Annotated in this window: 13 protein-coding genes; all 13 read left to right on the forward strand. The window is 69.1% G+C overall.

All coding sequences use genetic code 11. The features are described 5' to 3' along the window. Positions 1-21: 21 nt before the first annotated feature. A complete protein-coding gene (locus tag Q0A27_RS12730) occupies positions 22-1,638 on the forward strand; it encodes an ABC transporter substrate-binding protein (protein ID WP_291476030.1) in 1,617 nt (538 codons plus the stop codon). Beyond that, entirely contained in the window at positions 1,639-2,640 is a 1,002-nt protein-coding gene (locus Q0A27_RS12735; RefSeq protein WP_291476032.1) for an ABC transporter permease, read from the forward strand. It begins immediately after the preceding gene. Beyond that, positions 2,637-3,503, forward strand: a complete 867-nt coding sequence (locus tag Q0A27_RS12740; RefSeq protein WP_291476034.1) for an ABC transporter permease — start codon at positions 2,637-2,639, stop codon at positions 3,501-3,503. The genes Q0A27_RS12735 and Q0A27_RS12740 overlap by 4 nt, the downstream gene beginning before the upstream one ends. Further along, positions 3,500-5,176, forward strand: coding sequence for an ABC transporter ATP-binding protein (locus Q0A27_RS12745; RefSeq protein ID WP_291476036.1), 1,677 nt, complete (start codon positions 3,500-3,502; stop codon positions 5,174-5,176). Before Q0A27_RS12740 ends, Q0A27_RS12745 begins: the two co-directional genes overlap by 4 nt. Continuing rightward, the gene (locus Q0A27_RS12750) at positions 5,169-6,539 is read left to right on the forward strand and encodes an NtaA/DmoA family FMN-dependent monooxygenase (protein ID WP_291476037.1); all 1,371 of its coding nucleotides are present in this window, start codon (positions 5,169-5,171) and stop codon (positions 6,537-6,539) included. Before Q0A27_RS12745 ends, Q0A27_RS12750 begins: the two co-directional genes overlap by 8 nt. After that, positions 6,536-7,225, forward strand: coding sequence for an LLM class flavin-dependent oxidoreductase (locus Q0A27_RS12755; protein WP_291476039.1), 690 nt, complete (start codon positions 6,536-6,538; stop codon positions 7,223-7,225). Before Q0A27_RS12750 ends, Q0A27_RS12755 begins: the two co-directional genes overlap by 4 nt. Continuing rightward, positions 7,222-8,895: an FAD/NAD(P)-binding protein gene (locus Q0A27_RS12760; protein ID WP_291476041.1), complete on the forward strand. Its 1,674-nt coding sequence runs from the start codon at positions 7,222-7,224 to the stop codon at positions 8,893-8,895. The genes Q0A27_RS12755 and Q0A27_RS12760 overlap by 4 nt, the downstream gene beginning before the upstream one ends. 355 nt (positions 8,896-9,250) lie before the next feature. Further along, on the forward strand, positions 9,251-11,833 hold the full coding sequence (clpB, locus tag Q0A27_RS12765; protein WP_291476045.1) for an ATP-dependent chaperone ClpB: 2,583 nt from the start codon (positions 9,251-9,253) through the stop codon (positions 11,831-11,833). Between the two features lie 167 nt (positions 11,834-12,000). After that, positions 12,001-12,489, forward strand: coding sequence for a DUF4265 domain-containing protein (locus Q0A27_RS12770; RefSeq protein WP_291476046.1), 489 nt, complete (start codon positions 12,001-12,003; stop codon positions 12,487-12,489). A gap of 152 nt (positions 12,490-12,641) precedes the next feature. Then, the gene (locus Q0A27_RS12775; protein ID WP_291476048.1) at positions 12,642-13,589 is read left to right on the forward strand and encodes an ABC transporter ATP-binding protein; all 948 of its coding nucleotides are present in this window, start codon (positions 12,642-12,644) and stop codon (positions 13,587-13,589) included. A 25-nt stretch (positions 13,590-13,614) separates the two neighbouring features. After that, positions 13,615-14,415, forward strand: a complete 801-nt coding sequence (locus Q0A27_RS12780) for an ABC transporter permease (RefSeq protein WP_291476050.1) — start codon at positions 13,615-13,617, stop codon at positions 14,413-14,415. Positions 14,416-14,429: 14 nt separating this feature from the next. Continuing rightward, on the forward strand, positions 14,430-15,602 hold the full coding sequence (locus Q0A27_RS12785; protein ID WP_291476052.1) for a histidine kinase: 1,173 nt from the start codon (positions 14,430-14,432) through the stop codon (positions 15,600-15,602). Continuing rightward, complete coding sequence (locus tag Q0A27_RS12790; RefSeq protein WP_291476054.1) at positions 15,599-16,222, forward strand: response regulator transcription factor; 624 nt, start codon at positions 15,599-15,601, stop codon at positions 16,220-16,222. Before Q0A27_RS12785 ends, Q0A27_RS12790 begins: the two co-directional genes overlap by 4 nt. Positions 16,223-16,235: the final 13 nt, after the last annotated feature.

A 16,235-nucleotide genomic window follows, 5' to 3' on the forward strand; every position in this document is an offset into this window, starting at 1 on the left:
CCCGGACTAGCGTTGCCCTCCATGCAGACAGCTCGGTCTATTGCAGTGACGGCGGCGGCCGGCCTCACGGTCTCACTCGGCCTCGGCGTCCTCACCTCCTGCGGCACCGCCGTCGGTCAGGGTGACGACGACTACACCGGCCCGCCGGTGACCGGAGGGACGCTGCGCGTCGCCTTCGACGCGGACATCACCTGCGCCGACGGCCAACAGGTCGGCAACAACACCGCCCTCAACGTCTCCCGGCAGATCACCGACTCACTGACCGACCAGGACCCGGAGACCGGGGAGATCGTCCCCTGGCTCGCCGAGAGCTGGGATATCAGCGACGACTCGACCACCTTCACCTTCCACCTGCGTGACGGCGTCACCTTCACCGACGGCACCCCGTTCACCGCACAGTCGGTCAAGGACAACTTCGAGGGCATCGTCGACCTCGGTGCGAAATCCTCGCTCGGCTCCACCTACCTCGCCGGGCTGGCGGGCATCGACACCCCTGACCCCCGTACCGTCACCGTCCGGTTCACAGATCCCAACGCGCAGTTCCTCCAGGCCAGCTCCACGATGACCCTCGGCTTCTACGCCCCGTCGACGCTGGCGGAGACCCCGGAACAACGCTGCACCGGTGACCTCGTCGGCACCGGCCCGTTCCGGCTCACCGACTTCAGTTCCTCCGGCGGTGCCTCGCTGGTCCGCAATGAGAACTACCGGTGGGCGTCCTCCCTCGCAGAGCACGAGGGCCCCGCCTACCTCGACGGCATCGACTTCACCGTGGTCCCCGAGTCCGGCGTCCGCAACGGCAGCCTCGCCTCCGGCCAGATCGACGTGGACACCGCCGTCCAACCCCAGGACGAGGAACTCCTCGACCAGTCCGGCTTCCCGGTCATCGACCGGCCCAACCCCGGCGTGAACTACTCCCTGTTCCCCAACTGGAAGAAGGGCCCGTTCGCCCACACCCGCGTCCGGCAGGCGGTGAATGCCGCGATCAACCGGGAGGAACTCACCGCGGTCCTCTCCACACGGCAGAAGGCTGCGACCTCCGTTCTCGGATCCACCACTCCCGGCTACGCCGACCAGTCTGATCTTCTCCGGTACGACCCGGACACGGCGAACCGGCTGCTTGACGAGGCCGGGTGGACCGGCCGTGACGATGACGGCTTCCGCACGAAGGACGGGACACGTCTGGTGATCCCGGTCGGCTACTGGCAGACCGCCCCGTTCCTCGAACTCGTCCAGCAGCAGCTCCGTGCCGTCGGCGTGGACCTGCAACTGAAGAAGCAGACCATGGCCGAGACCTCCGCTGCCCAGCAGGCCCGCACCAACGACGTGGAGTTCTACAATCTCACCCGTTCCGACCCCGACGTGCTGCGCACCGTCTTCGACGCGGACGGACGCAACGTCAACAACCGCCCCGCCGGCCCCGTCGATGACCTGTTGCGCGACAGTCTCGCCACCACCGACACCGCTGCCCGGGCAGCCACCGTCTCCGACATCACCACCCGACTCGTCACCGACGGCAACGTCATCCCCCTCGTCGAACTCTCCGGAATCTCCGCGACCGCCCCCGACGTGCACGGATACCGCTACGAGGCCTCCAGCCGCCTCCAGCTGGTCGACACCTGGCTGAGCGAAGGAGCATAGATGTACATCCTGCAACGCGTCCTCTACGGGGTGATCATAGTGTGGGCCGCCTGGACCCTCACCTTCCTCATCCTCTACGCCCTGCCCGGTGACCCGGTCGCCACCATGCTCTCCGGCTCCGGACAGTCGGACGCCACCCCGGAACAGATCGATGAGCTGCGCCGACAGTACGGCCTCGACCGGTCCCTGCCCGGCCAGTACCTCGCCGCCCTCGGTGGCCTGCTCACCGGTGACCTCGGCTCCTCGTACCTCACCGGGGACGCCGTCGCCACCTCTCTCGCGGAAACCCTGTCCACCACCCTCGGACTGGCGGTCGCCGCACTCGTCCTCGGTGGGGTCGTCGGCACGGTGACCGCCCTCGTCGCCGTCGCCGCGACCACCGCACGGTCACCGTGGTTGCGCCGGGTCGGTGACGCGCTCTCCGGGCTCCCGGTGCTGGGCGTCTCCCTCCCCACTTTCTGGGTCGGGCTGCTCCTGCTGCAGATCTTCTCCTTCCGCCTCGGCTGGGTACCGGCGCTGGGCGGCACCGGGCCCGCCGGACTCGTTCTGCCCACCGTGACACTCGCCGTTCCGGTCGCCGCGACCGTCGGCCAGGTCCTCCAGCGCAGTCTCGCCTCCAGCTGGCGGCAGCAGTTCACCACCACTTTCCGCGCCGCCGGTTACACAACCCCACGCCTGCTCACCACACACGCACTACGGGCGTCCCTGGGTCCGCTGCTCGCGGTGGGCGGTGTCCTCACCGGCCAACTCCTCGGCGGCGCGGTCGTCGTGGAGACCGTCTTCACCCGCAACGGACTGGGCCGCCTCCTCGTCACGTCCGTGACCTCGCAGGACATCCCGGTGGTGCTGGGCGTGGTGACCGTTTCCGCGGTGATCTTCGTGGTCGTCAACATCATCACCGACCTGCTGCTGCCGGTGGTGGACGACCGCACCCGGACCACCCGCCCTGCCGCCGCTGAGCCCGGGGCCCCCGACGAAACGAAGGAGACGGTGTCCGCATGACTGTCATCACCGCGACCGCCGGAACCCGGCCCGCACCCGCCACCCGCACCCGCCCCAGCCGCATCGGACCCGGCACTGTCCTCGCCGTACTCGTCCTCGTCGTCGTCCTGGCCTGGGCCGTGGCGCCCGGCCTGTTCACCTCCGCGGACCCCCTCGTCGGAAAGCCACTGGACCGGTTGCAGTCTCCGGGTTTCAGCCACCTCTTCGGCACCGACCACCTGGGTCGGGACGTGTGGACCCGGGTCATCCACGGTACCCGTGAATCCGTCGTCACCGCCGCGCTGGCCGTCGCGGTCGCCGTCGTCGCCGGCAGCCTCATCGGCACCGTCGCCGGCTATGTCGGTGGCGCCCTCGACCCGTTCCTCTCCCGCCTCACCGACGTCCTGCAGTCCGTGCCCAGTCTGCTGCTGTCCATCGCCGTCGTCGCCGGACTCGGTTTCGGCCCCGGCAAGGTCGCCGTCGCCGTCGGTGTCGCCTCCGTGCCGACCTTCGTCCGGGTGGCGCGCACCGAGGTGCTGCGCTGGCGCACCAGCGCCTTCGTCGAGGCTGCCCGGCTCTCAGGTGTCGGCACCGGACGCATCCTCGCCCGCCATATCCTGCCGCACGCCGTGAGCCCGCTCGCCGGACTGGCGGTACTGGAGTTCGGCACCGCTCTCCTGTCGGTCTCCGCCCTGAGCTTCCTCGGCCTCGGCGCACCCCCGCCGACACCCGAATGGGGTCTGCTCGTCGCCGACGGGCGCAGCTACCTCGCCAGCGCCTGGTGGCTGACCACCCTCCCGGGCCTCGTCATCGCCGCGACCGTCATCTCCGTCAACCACCTCTCCCGCACCCTCACCACCACAACCACCAGGAGCACATCATGACCACCACAGCAACCACGACCCGTGCGGACGCGGCCAGTCCGCGCCCGCCCTACCCGGCGCACGGCGGCAGCGTCCTCGATCTCGTCGGCCTGACTGTCGCCTACGGCGACCGGACCGTCGTCCACGGCCTCGGCCTCTCCCTGGCGGCCGGGGAGATCGTCGCCCTGGTGGGCGAATCCGGCTCCGGCAAGTCCACCACTGCCCGCGCGGCCGTCGGACTCTGCGGCGCAGGCCCCACCGTCACCGCCGGGGAGCACCGGATTCTCGGGACGGACACGACAGCAGCCGGTCCCGCGACCTGGCGCCGCCTGTACCGCGGCGGTGTCGGCTACATCCCGCAGGACACCGGCGATGGCCTCAACCCGGTGCGCACCATCGGCAGTCAGCTCGCCGAGGCCGTGCGGCAGAACGGTGCCACCGGTCGTGCCGCGGTACACCGCGGCGTCGCCGACGCACTCACCGCCGTCGGACTGGACGCCGCCCTCCATGCCGGTCGGCATCCCCGTGAACTCTCCGGCGGCCAACGCCAGCGCGTCCTCATCGCCCTGGCTCTCATCGGAGAACCGGAGCTCGTCATCGCCGACGAACCGACCTCGTCCCTCGACGTCACCGTGCAGAAACAGGTGCTCGACCTGCTTGAACAGCGCGTCAGGGAGACCGGGGCAGCACTGTTGCTGATCACCCACGACCTCGGCGTTGCCTACGCCCGTGCCGACCGCATCGTGGTGCTCAAGGACGGTCGGATCGTGGAACAGGGCACGGCGCAGGCCGTGCTCACCGATCCGCAGGAGGGCTACACCCGCGACCTCGTCGCCGCCGTCCCCGGCCGGGCGGCGCAGCGGGCGATCCGGGCGGTGGAGGGCGCGGAGCCGGTCATCGCCGCCCGTGGACTGACCCGGGTCTTCCGGCGGGGCACCGCGCCCGCCGTCGATCGCGTCGACCTCACCCTCGCCCCCGGCCGCACCCTCGGCATCGTCGGCGAGTCCGGCTCCGGCAAGTCCACCACCGCCCGCATCCTGCTGGGCATTGAACCCTTCGACGCCGGCGAGGCCACGGTCCTCGGCCGTCGACTCGACGGTCGGGGTATCCGTGGCCGACGGGGCGGGGACGCCGTCGCCCTGTCCCGTCGTGCCCGACTGATCCACCAGGACCCCACCGGCTCCCTCGACCCCCGGTTCACCGTCGCCGAGACGGTCGCCGAACCCCTCGTCGGCTTCGGTATCGGCGACCGCTCCTCCCGTGCAGCACGCGTCGCCGACCTCCTCGACCAGGTCGCCCTGCCGTCGGATGCCGCCGACCGCCGCCCCGCCGAACTGTCCGGCGGGCAACGCCAGCGCGTCGCCATCGCCCGGGCACTGGCCGTCGAACCGGAGCTGCTCGTCCTCGACGAACCCGTCTCCGCCCTCGATGTCTCGGTGCAGGCCCGGATCCTCGACCTGCTGACCGACCTGCAGGACGAGCTCGGCCTGACCTACCTCTTCATCAGCCATGACCTCGCCGTGGTGCGCGACATCGCCGATGAGGTCGCGGTCATGGCGTCCGGACAGGTCGTCGACCACGGGCCTGCCGAGGAACTGTTCATCCGGCCCGGCAGCGATGTCACCACCGGCCTCCTCGCCGCCGTCCCCACCCTCCCTACCGTCTCTTCCCTGATCGGAGCACACCATGAGTAACGACAAACGACAGGTCCACCTCGCCGCCCACTTCCCGGGCGTCAACAACACCACCGTGTGGGCCGACCCCGACTCCGGCTCCCATATCGAGTTCGCCGGTTTCGAGCACTTCGCCCGGACCGCCGAACGCGGGCTGTTCGACTTCCTCTTCCTCGCCGAGGGCCTGCGGCTGCGCGAACACAAGGGACAGATCTTCGACCAGGACGTCGTCGGACGCCCCGAGACCGCCACCGTCCTCTCCGCCCTCGCCGCCGTCACCACCCACATCGGACTGACCGGTACCTTCAACTCGACCTTCAACGAGCCCTACGATCTCGCCCGCACCCTCGCCACGCTCGACCGCGTCTCCGCCGGCCGTGCCGCGTGGAATGTCGTCACCAGTCACAACGCCTTCACCGGGGCGAACTTCCGGCGCGGTGGCTACCTCGACGGTGCCGACCGCTACCGGCGCGCCGCCGACGTCGTCTCCCTCGCCCGCACCTTGTGGGAGTCCCACAGCGGCAGTGAAGGGCATACCGGCGACGGTTCCTTCGACTGGCACAGCGACTTTGTCGACGTCCACGGCATCTTCCCTGTGCCGGAGTCTCCGCAGATTTCGCCGGTCATCTTCCAGGCCGGGGACTCCGAGGAGGGTCGCGACTTCGCGGCCCGTCACGCCGAGGTCATCTTCTCCGCCCACTCCGAGGCGGAGGACGGGAAGGCCTTCCGCACCGACATCGACCGGCGACTCGCGGCCGTGGGGCGGCATCCCGATTCCCTGAGGATCTACCCCGGCATCTCCGTCGTCCTGGGGGACACCGAGGCCGAGGCACAGGAACGGTACCGGGAGGTCCGGCACGCCCAGGTCCACGGGCCTGGCGCGATCGCCTTCCTCGAACAGGTGTGGGGCCGGGACCTCTCCGACTACGATCCCGACGGCCCGCTGCCGGAGGTCGGTCCCGACCTCGACAACGCCGACATCACCCGCGGCCGCGTCCGCCACGAGAAGGACTACGGTGCGGTCGCCCGGCGCTGGCGGGCGCTGGCGGAGGAGAAGAACCTCTCCATCCGTGAACTCGTCACCGAGGTCTCCGGCCGCGGCGGCACCCTCATCGGCACACCGGCCCAGGTCGCCGCTCGGTTCGACGAGCTGACGCAGCAGCGTGCCGCCGACGGCTTCATCGTCGTCCCGCACATCACCCCCGGCGGTCTCGACGAGATCGTCGACCGGGTCGTCCCCGAACTGCAGGACCGTGGTGTGTACCGGACCGGCTATCCCGGCAGCCACGGACGCACCACATTGCGCGACAACCTCGATCTGCCCGCGTACGTCCCGGGTGCTTTCCCGACCGCCGTTCCCACCAGCCAGGAGGTTTCCGCATGACCACCGCCATCCACGTCTCCCCGACTGCAGCGCTCGACCTTGACGCGCTGTCCGCCACCGCCCGCGCGCTTGACCTGGCGTCCGGCAGGGGTGCCGACGATTACCTTCTCGTTCTCGGCGACGACTACACCTCCGGACAGAACGCCGTCACCCTCGCCGCCTGGCTCGCCCCGCAGACCACCCGGCTGCGCATCGTGCCCGAGGTACCGGTGACGCACACGGAACCGTTCCACGTCGCCACCTCCACCGCCACCCTCGATTACGCTGCCACCGGGCGCGCCGGATGGTCGCCCGTCGCCCAGACCTCGGACGCCGCCGCCGACGCCATCGGACGCAGACCCGCAGCCCCCGTCGACGCAGCGTGGGGTGAGGTCCCCGATGTCGTCGCCGCCGTCCGTGCCCTGTGGACCTCCTGGGAACCCGACGCCGAGATCCGCGACGAGGTCACCCACCGTTTCATCGACCGGGACAAGGTCCACTACGTTGACGCCACCGGCACCGACTCGGTCGGGCAGCCGTGGTCGGTCAAGGGTCCGTCCATCGTGCCGCGTCCCCCGCAGGGGGAACTGCCGACGGTCACCGTCGTCGGCGACCGCTTCCACACCTCGGACGGGGTGGCAGGGGAGGTCCGCCACATCACGGACGTCATCGGTCTCCTCGCTCTCGCGGCCCAGGTCAGTGCATGAGCCGGACACTGGTGATCGTCGGTGCCGGGCCGCGTACCACAGGCATTCTTCTGGCGACGGCTGCTCTCCCGACCGTTCCGCCGACCGACATCCACGTCATCGACCCGTACCCGGCCGGTCCCGGCCGCATCTGGCGCGCCGACCAGCCGGCCGAGGTGTGGATGAACAACACCTCCGACGAGATCACCGTCTACGCCGACGGCGATCCCGGTGTCCCGGCGGCGGTGGGTGGTCCCGGGCTCGCGGAGTGGGCGGGTGGACGGCGCTTCGTCCCCCGCAGGGACGCCGCGGGCTACCTGAGTGACGCCTTCGACCGCGCTGTCGCAGCACTCACCGACCCTGCGGCACACCCCGGCGTCACTGTCACCGGACACCGCACCCGGGCGGAGTACGTCACTCCGTCGGACGGTGGTATCCGGCAGGTGCGCCTGGCGGACGGCACGGAACTCCGGGCAGACGTGGTGCTGCTGGCCCAGGGGCACCTCGACGTCGACCCTGGCGATGCAGGCACGGTCGGGGAGGGGCACATCCCACCCGGCTACACCGTCGACCAGGACTTCTCCGCGATCCCGGCGGGGGAGGACGTGCTCGTGCGCGGGTTCGGTCTCGCCTTCATCGACCTCATGGAGATCCTCACCGAAGGACGCGGCGGCCGGTTCGACCGCCGTGCCGGCGAACCCGTCCCGACCTACGTCCCCTCCGGGCGGGAACCGGTGCTGTGGGTCGGGTCGCGGCGCGGGGTGCCCTACCGGTCGAAGCCCGTCGACGGACCTCCGGCCGTGGAACTGCGTCACCTGGTCCCGGAGACCCTCGACCGGGTACCGCGGACAGCCGACGGACAACTGGTGCCCGGTCACCTGCAGCGACTGCTGGACGCCGAACTGCGCAGCCAGTGGGCGGCCGTCACCGACGAGCCGCTGGACCTTCACCGCATCGACCGCCCGCTCGACGGCCTCGCCTTCCCTGGCCGCCAGGCCGTGGAGCGCGAAGTGGAGAACGTCGTGTCGACGAACCTCGGTCGGGCGACCGACCGGCGGCATCCGCAGGACGGTGTGCTGTACAGCACGCTGGTGGCGTCCTACGTCGTCCTGCACTCGCTGCTCGCCGGGGGACTGCTCGGAGACGGGGACCGGTCACTCGTCGCGCAGGTCGAGGGATCGTTCTCCTACGTGTGCTCCGGGCCGCCGCCGGAGCGGCTCGGCAACCTGCTGGCGTTGCACCGCGCCGGGCTGGTCCGGTTCCTCGGTCCGGACACCCGGTTCCGGCGTGTCGACGGGCGTTTCCATGCCGACAGTCCCGTGGTCGGCGGCGCCCCGGTCACCACCGACCATCTGGTGGATGCCCGGTTGGCACAGGTCACGGTGTCGTCGGTGACGGATCCGGTGCTGCGTGGCCTGTTGGCGGACGGGGAACTCGTCGCCGGGACCGGGGCGTCCGGTGCAGCGGATTCGGTGTTCGTCGTTGACAGGGACAACCGTGCAGTCGGGGCGGACGGTGTGGTGCGGGGCAGGTTGTTCCTGGTGGGGCCGTCGACCTCCGACCCGGTGCGGGAGGGATTCGGACGTCCCGGACAGCGGACCCGGGTCTTCCCGGCGAACCGGCGGGTCGCCGAGGCGGTGGTGGACGCTCTCGCGGAGCGGCCGCAGAAGCTCAGTCCTGCTTCGCCATGACCAGCAGTCCGACGCCGACGGTCAGTCGGGGTCTGGAGGATGTGGGAGGTGGATGTGGGAGGTGGATGTGGGATACCGCACCCCGTCCATCCGGTTCAGGAAAATCACCTGGTCACTTTCCGGCAGGCGGTGAAGGGGGAGGTGCGGTATTCGACATGGCGGGGTGGTGGCGGTGGATCATCGTCACTGGCGCTGACGTTCCCCGACCTGGACAAGTGACACACTTCACACAATATCCCTCACTTGAGTGGAACAGGCTCAACCTAAGACGCGTTGGAACAGTCAGAAACGCAGAGTTGACAGCGCGGCGCTAAACTAGCGCAGCAGAGTCCAGTCGAGACAGAGAGGGAGTCACATGAGCGGTTTCACCCCCACCACCCGTACCCAGGAGGCCATGCAGGCCGCACTGCAGTCTGCCTCGGCGAAGGGCAATCCGGACATCCGTCCGGCCCACCTGCTGGTCGCGATCCTCGAGCAGGAGGATTCCATCGCCCGCCCGGTCCTCCAGGCCGCGGGTGTGGACGCTGACGGAGTCCTCGAGGACGCCCGCGACCTCGTCGCCGGTTACGCCACCGCCGCCGGTGACGGCCTGGCCAACCCGAACTTCAACCGGGACGCACTCAACGCCTTGACCGCGGCCCAGGAGCTCGCCGCTGAACTCGGTGACACCTATGTCTCCACCGAGGTCCTGCTCGCCGGCATCGCCAAGGGCGCCGGTGACGCCGCCGAGGCACTGCAGAACCGTGGCGCCACCTTCGAGGCCGTCCGTGGCGCCTTCGAGTCCGTCCGCGGCAACCGCAAGGTCACCACCGAGGAGCCCGAAGGCCAGTTCCAGGCCCTGGAGAAGTACTCCACCGACCTCACCGCCCGTGCGCGCGAGGGCAAGATCGACCCGGTCATCGGTCGTGACCAGGAGATCCGTCGTGTCGTCCAGGTGCTGAGCCGCCGCACGAAGAACAATCCGGTCCTCATCGGTGAGCCCGGCGTCGGCAAGACCGCCATCGTCGAAGGCCTCGCCCGCCGCATCGTCGCCGGTGACGTGCCCGAGTCGCTGCGTGGCAAGAAGCTCATTTCCCTCGACCTCGGCTCCATGGTCGCCGGTGCGAAGTACCGCGGCGAGTTCGAGGAACGCCTCAAGGCTGTCCTCGACGAGATCAAGGAGGCTGAGGGCGAGGTCATCACCTTCATCGACGAGCTGCACACCATCGTCGGTGCCGGTGCGACCGGTGATTCCGCGATGGACGCCGGCAACATGATCAAGCCGCTGCTCGCCCGTGGTGAGCTGCGTCTGGTCGGTGCGACCACGCTCGACGAGTACCGGAAGTACATCGAGAAGGACGCCGCCCTGGAGCGTCGTTTCCAGCAGGTCTACGTCGGTGAGCCGACGGTGGAGGACACCGTCGGCATCCTCCGTGGCCTCAAGGAGCGCTACGAGGTCCACCACGGCGTCCGGATCCAGGATTCCGCGTTGGTCGCTGCAGCATCGCTGTCTGACCGGTACATCACCAGCCGTTTCCTGCCGGACAAGGCCATCGACCTCGTCGACGAGGCCGGGTCCCGGCTGCGCATGGAGATCGACTCGCGTCCCGAGGAGATCGACGACGCCGAGCGCATCGTCCGTCGCCTCGAGATCGAGGAGATGGCGCTGAGCCAGGAGACCGATGACGCGTCCAAGGACCGTCTGGTCAAGCTGCGCGCCGAACTCGAGGACGAGCGTGAGAAGCTGTCCGGACTCACCGCACGCTGGGAGAACGAGAAGGGTTCCATCGACGCGGTCCGCTCCCTCAAGGAGGAACTGGACTCGCTGAAGACCGAGTCCGAGATCGCCGAGCGCGACGGGGACTACGCCCGGGTCGCCGAACTGCGCTACGGCCGTATCCCGGAGCTGGAGAAGGAGCTCGCCGAGGCTGAGGCGTCCGCCGCCAAGGCCGAGGAGGAGCGCATGCTCACCGAGGAGGTCACCCCGGACACCATCGCCGAGGTCGTCGCCGCCTGGACCGGCATCCCTGCCGGCAAGATGCTGCAGGGTGAGACCGAGAAGCTGCTCGCCATGGAGCAGGTGCTCGGTGGTCGTGTCGTCGGTCAGACGGACGCCGTCACCGCTGTCTCTGACGCGGTGCGTCGTTCCCGGGCGGGTGTCGCCGACCCGGACCGTCCGACCGGTTCCTTCCTCTTCCTCGGTCCGACCGGTGTCGGTAAGACCGAGCTGGCGAAGTCGCTGGCGGAGTTCCTCTTCGACGACGACCATGCCATGGTCCGGATCGACATGTCCGAGTACGGCGAGAAGCACTCCGTGGCCCGACTTGTCGGTGCTCCCCCCGGATACGTCGGCTACGACGCCGGTGGACAGCTCACCGAGGCCGTACGGCGTCGCCCGTACACCGTGGTGCTGTTCGACGAGGTCGAGAAGGCGCACCCGGATGTCTTCGACGTGCTGCTGCAGGTTCTCGATGAAGGACGCCTGACCGACGGCCAGGGCCGGACCGTGGATTTCCGCAACACGATCCTGATCCTGACCTCGAACCTGGGTGCCGGTGGCACGGACGAACAGGTGATGGACGCGGTGAAGCACGCCTTCAAGCCGGAGTTCATCAACCGTCTCGACGACGTGGTGATCTTCGAGTCCCTGTCTGCCGAACAGCTGAAGTCCATCGTGGAGATCCAGGTCCGGCAGCTCGCGGAGCGGCTGGCCGCCCGTCGTCTGGACCTGCAGGTCACGGAGGCTGCGAAGGGATGGCTCGCCGAGCGTGGTTACGAGCCGGCCTACGGTGCCCGTCCGCTGCGTCGTCTGATCCAGAAGGCGATCGGGGACGCACTGGCGAAGAAGCTGCTCGCCGGTGAGGTCCGCGACGGCGACACGGTGCAGGTCGACGTTGACCCGCACATCGCCGACGGGGTGGATTCCCTGGTCATCGAGGCCGTCGCCCACGAGGAGTGACACTCCTCGTCCTGAAGTCCTCACCTCCTGAGGTGCGCTCCGGGCTCTCCGGGCGTTCCCCTGGTGGTGAGGACTTCCGTCTGTGGAGGGGCCTCCGGTAGTGAGATACGTCACGATCCGGTGGTGACCCTGTCGGCGCAGGTAAGGGGAGCCTATGCTGGTGCGTCATGACTCAGCCGAAGCACCACCTCCGGTCGACACCACTCCCACCACACAACACCAACTCTGTCCGTACCGTCACCGCCTGTCTGGACGCCGCCCCCGGGCGTCCCGCGGGCGTCACCAGTGAAAGCCTGGTGACCTGGGACATCGGCGGCGGGAACTATGTCATCCGCTCCGTCCCGGTCGTCGCCACGCACCTCACCCACGGGGACATCGTCTCCTGCTCGGAATCCCGCGGCGGATTGATCGTCGACGAGCTGGTCCTGCACGGCGGCAGCACCACGATCCGCCTGCTGGTCGACGACGAGCATCCGGGGGAGGAACCGGGCCTGCGGGAGCGTCTGGCCGGGCAGCTCATCGTCTCCGGCTGCGTGGTCGAGCGGATCGGCAACCACGTCCTCGCGGTCGGCGTCGGCCCGGACGTGGACTCCGGGGACATCGGCACCCTCTGCGACGCCTGGGAGGACGCCGGGGTGGTCAAGGTCCTGCCGTGACGTATGGGCGGTCCGGTTTCGGAGGCTGTGCCTCACGCCCGTCCGGCGCCGGAACGACATGACACCTGTCACACGAACCCGGTGACAGATGCGCGACAACCCGTGACAAACGCCTCTACCAGCGACGACGCGTCCCCGGCACGATCGGAGGCATGAGCACAGCAACCACCACCGCCCCCGTCATCCGGGTGCGCGACCTGACCCGTACCTACCGCCCCGCCGGAAAGAAGAAGGACGCCTACACCGCCGTCGACGGCATCAGCTTCGATGTCCACCGTGGTGAGGTCTACGGTCTCCTCGGCACCAACGGCGCCGGTAAGACGTCCTCGCTCGAAGTCATCGAGGGGCTGGCGGCCGCGACCGACGGCACCGTCGCCATCTTCGGCCACGATCCGCAGGACGACCGTGACCTCGTCCGTCCCGACCTCGGCATCATGCTGCAGAACGGTGGACTCCCCAAGGAACTCACCGTCGCAGAGACCATGCGCATGTGGGCCGGCACCTGCTCGACCCCCCGTCCGACCGACGAAGTCCTCGCCGAGGTTGACCTGAACCACCGCCTCACCACCCGCGTCGGCTCCCTCTCCGGCGGCGAGCAGCGCCGCCTCGACCTGGCCTGCGCACTGCTCAACGACCCCCGCGTCATCTTCCTCGACGAGCCCACCACCGGCCTGGACCCCGAGTCCCGCGCCCGGACCTGGGATCTGCTCGCCGGACTCAAGGCCCGCGGTGTCACCATGGTCCTCACCACCCACTACCTCGAGGAAGCCGAACGGCTCGCCGACCGCATCGCGATCATGCACGCCGGACGCATCGCCGTCGAAGGCAGCCTGGACGAACTCGTCGCCGCCGAAGGTGCGGAGATCACCGCCACGCTGCCAGGCAACGGGGTGAAGAGTCTCCCCGACTTCCCCGGCGCGCTCGTCACCCGCGACGGCAACCGGCTGCAGATCCAGACCACCCGGTTGCAGGAGGACACCCACCGGCTCCTCGCCTGGGCCGCCGGCCAGGGCATCGCCTTCGACCACTTCACCGCCCGCCCCGCCAGCCTCGAACGCGTCTTCCGCCGTATCGCCGGTGCGGATGCACAGGCTGCGTAGACAGACACACGAAAAGGAATCAATCATGACCACCGCAACCCGGACCACGGCTCTCGCCCGCGCCGAGACCCTCCAGTTCGCGCGCAACCGCACCCTGCTCATCAACGCCGCTGTCTTCCCTCTCGGCTTCGGTCTCGTGATGTTCTTCGTCACCAGGGCGACCGATGATGCCGGTATCGCGGACGCCGCAGCCATCGCCCTGGAGTACTTCCTGGTTTTCGCCCTGATGTTCGTGCAGTTCTACACGGTGCTGTCGATGGCCACGACCCGTCGCGATGAGGGTGTGATGAAACGGCTGCGTACCGGAGAGGCCCGGGACGCCGAGATCCTCGGAGCCTTCTCCTTCCCCGGTGCTGTCCTCACGGTCGTGTTCACCGTCGTCATGGCCGTGGCCCTCGTCCTCCTCGGTGCACCGGGGCCGGTGAATGTGCTCCCGGTCATCGTCGCCGTCCTGCTCGGACTCGCCGTCTGCACCGGCCTGGCACTGGTCACCAGTGGTATGACGAAGAACGCGGAGGCCGCGCAGATCACCTCATTGCCCGTGATGATCCTCATGTTCGCCTCGATGGGCAGCATCCGCCAGATGTTCCCCGACAGCGTCAACAGCGTCATCGAACGCACCCCGTTCGCCCTGGTCTTCGACCTTTCCCAGTACGGCTGGGCCGGCAACACCATGACCCAGCGCATCGCCGATGACGGTGCTGCCCCGCTGGACTTCACCGGCGTCCTCGGTGAGACCTGGCCGATGATGATCCTGCTGGCCGCCTGGGCGGTCATCTGCCTGTGGGCAGGCGCGAAGTGGGTGAAGTGGGACGTCCGGAGCTGACAGGAACTGACACAATGGGTGCCGTGAATCCCTTCCGGATGTGGCGTGACCTCGACGGCGGCGCGAAACTCGCCGTCTACACACGGCTGTCGCTCGAGGCGATGGTCGTGTTCTTCGGCCTGTACATGGTGGTCGTCGTCGCCTTCGTGCCCGGCGAGGTCAACAGTGACGTCGGTGACGTCACCCCGCCTGCCTGGCTCACCACCGTCGACAGCGTCGCGTCCCTGCTGCTCATCACCGCGGGTGTCGCCGTCCTCGAACTCCGCACCGAGTTCACCACCGCCCCTCGCCGCGACGTGCCCTGGCTGCTGCCCTCCGCGACGGTGCTCGGGGCGTCCTGCTGGTCGGCGGGGCTTCTGCTGACGCTGCTGGGGTCCGACGGGACCTCCGACGGTGGTCTGCCGCTCATCGTCGTGTCGCTGCTGATCATGCCGCTCGCGGTGATGCCGTGGCTGCCGTACCACTGGCCCGTCACCGTGGCCGCCACTGTGGTGACTGCGGTCGTTCTCGGCGAGCTCTGGTGGATGGCCCTGTTCATCCCGTTCTTCCTCATGACGACACTGCTCTCCGTGTGGACAGTGAACATCGCCAAGCAGCTCGACCGTGCCCGGATCACCGAGAGTGCACTGCAGGTCAGCGAGGAACGCCTCCGCTTCGCCCAGGAACTCCACGACACCCTCGGCCAGCGCCTCGCCGCGATCTCCGTGAAGACCGAACTCGCCCGGGCACTCGCCGTCCGCGGGGATGACCGGTTGGACGCCGAGCTCGCCGAACTGCAGTCGCTGGCGAGTGCGTCGGTCACCGAGATGCATGACGTGGTCGAGGGCTACCGCACCGTGAACCTCTCCACCGAGATCACCGGTTCCCGGGAACTGCTGGAGTCCGCGGGCATCACCCTGACGGTCGAGGGGGATCCGACAGCGCTTCCTGGCCCGCTGCGTGAGATCGCCGCCTGGCTGGTGCGCGAGGCGACGACTAACGTGGTCAAGCACTCGGACGCCACGTGGGTGCGGCTGACCCTTGCCCCGGACACGGTGACGGTCACCAACGACGGGGTAGCGGTGGACATCGACCGGCTCTCAGGACTGGCCGGGATCCGACGCCGGGCGGAGCCGTCGGGGGCGTCACTGGTCGCTGAACGTGACGGTAGCCTCTTCACTGTCACGCTGAGAGGAGCGGACCAATGAACACCATCACGGTTGTCGTCGTAGATGACGAGGCGCTCGTCGCCAGTTCCCTGTCCACCCTCCTCGGGCTGGAGGAGGATCTGGAGGTCCTCGCCACGCTCGGATCCGGCGAGGAGCTGCTGGACTGGTGGGATGCGGGCCACACCGCCGATGTGGTGGTCATGGACCTGCAGCTCGGCGGGATCGACGGGGTGGAGACCGCACGGCGGTTGGGGGAGAAGCCCGCCGGTACTGCAGGTGCCGCCGTGCTCATCGTCACCAGTCACGGCCGTCCCCGTCAGCTCAAGCAGGCGCTCGCCGCCGGAGTGCCCGGGTTCGTCCGCAAGACCTCCACCGCCGCAGAGTTCGCGGCCGGGGTGCGTACCGTCCACGCCGGACGCCGCTACCTCGACCCGGACCTCGCGGCCGCGGCGATCGGTGCCGGGGAATCCCCGCTGACCGAGCGGGAGGCCGAGGTCCTCGAAGCTGCGGGACGCGGCGGATCGGTCGAACGGATCGCCGCGGAGGTGCACCTGGCGTCCGGAACGACGCGGAACTACCTCTCCGCGGCGATGGGGAAGACCGGGGCGTCCACCCGCTTTGAGGCGTGGCGGATCGCCCGCGAGCGCGACTGGCTCTGAGGCTGACCCCGGA

The sequence above is a fragment of the Corynebacterium sp. genome, assembly GCF_022712275.1.
Lineage (GTDB): Bacteria > Actinomycetota > Actinomycetes > Mycobacteriales > Mycobacteriaceae > Corynebacterium.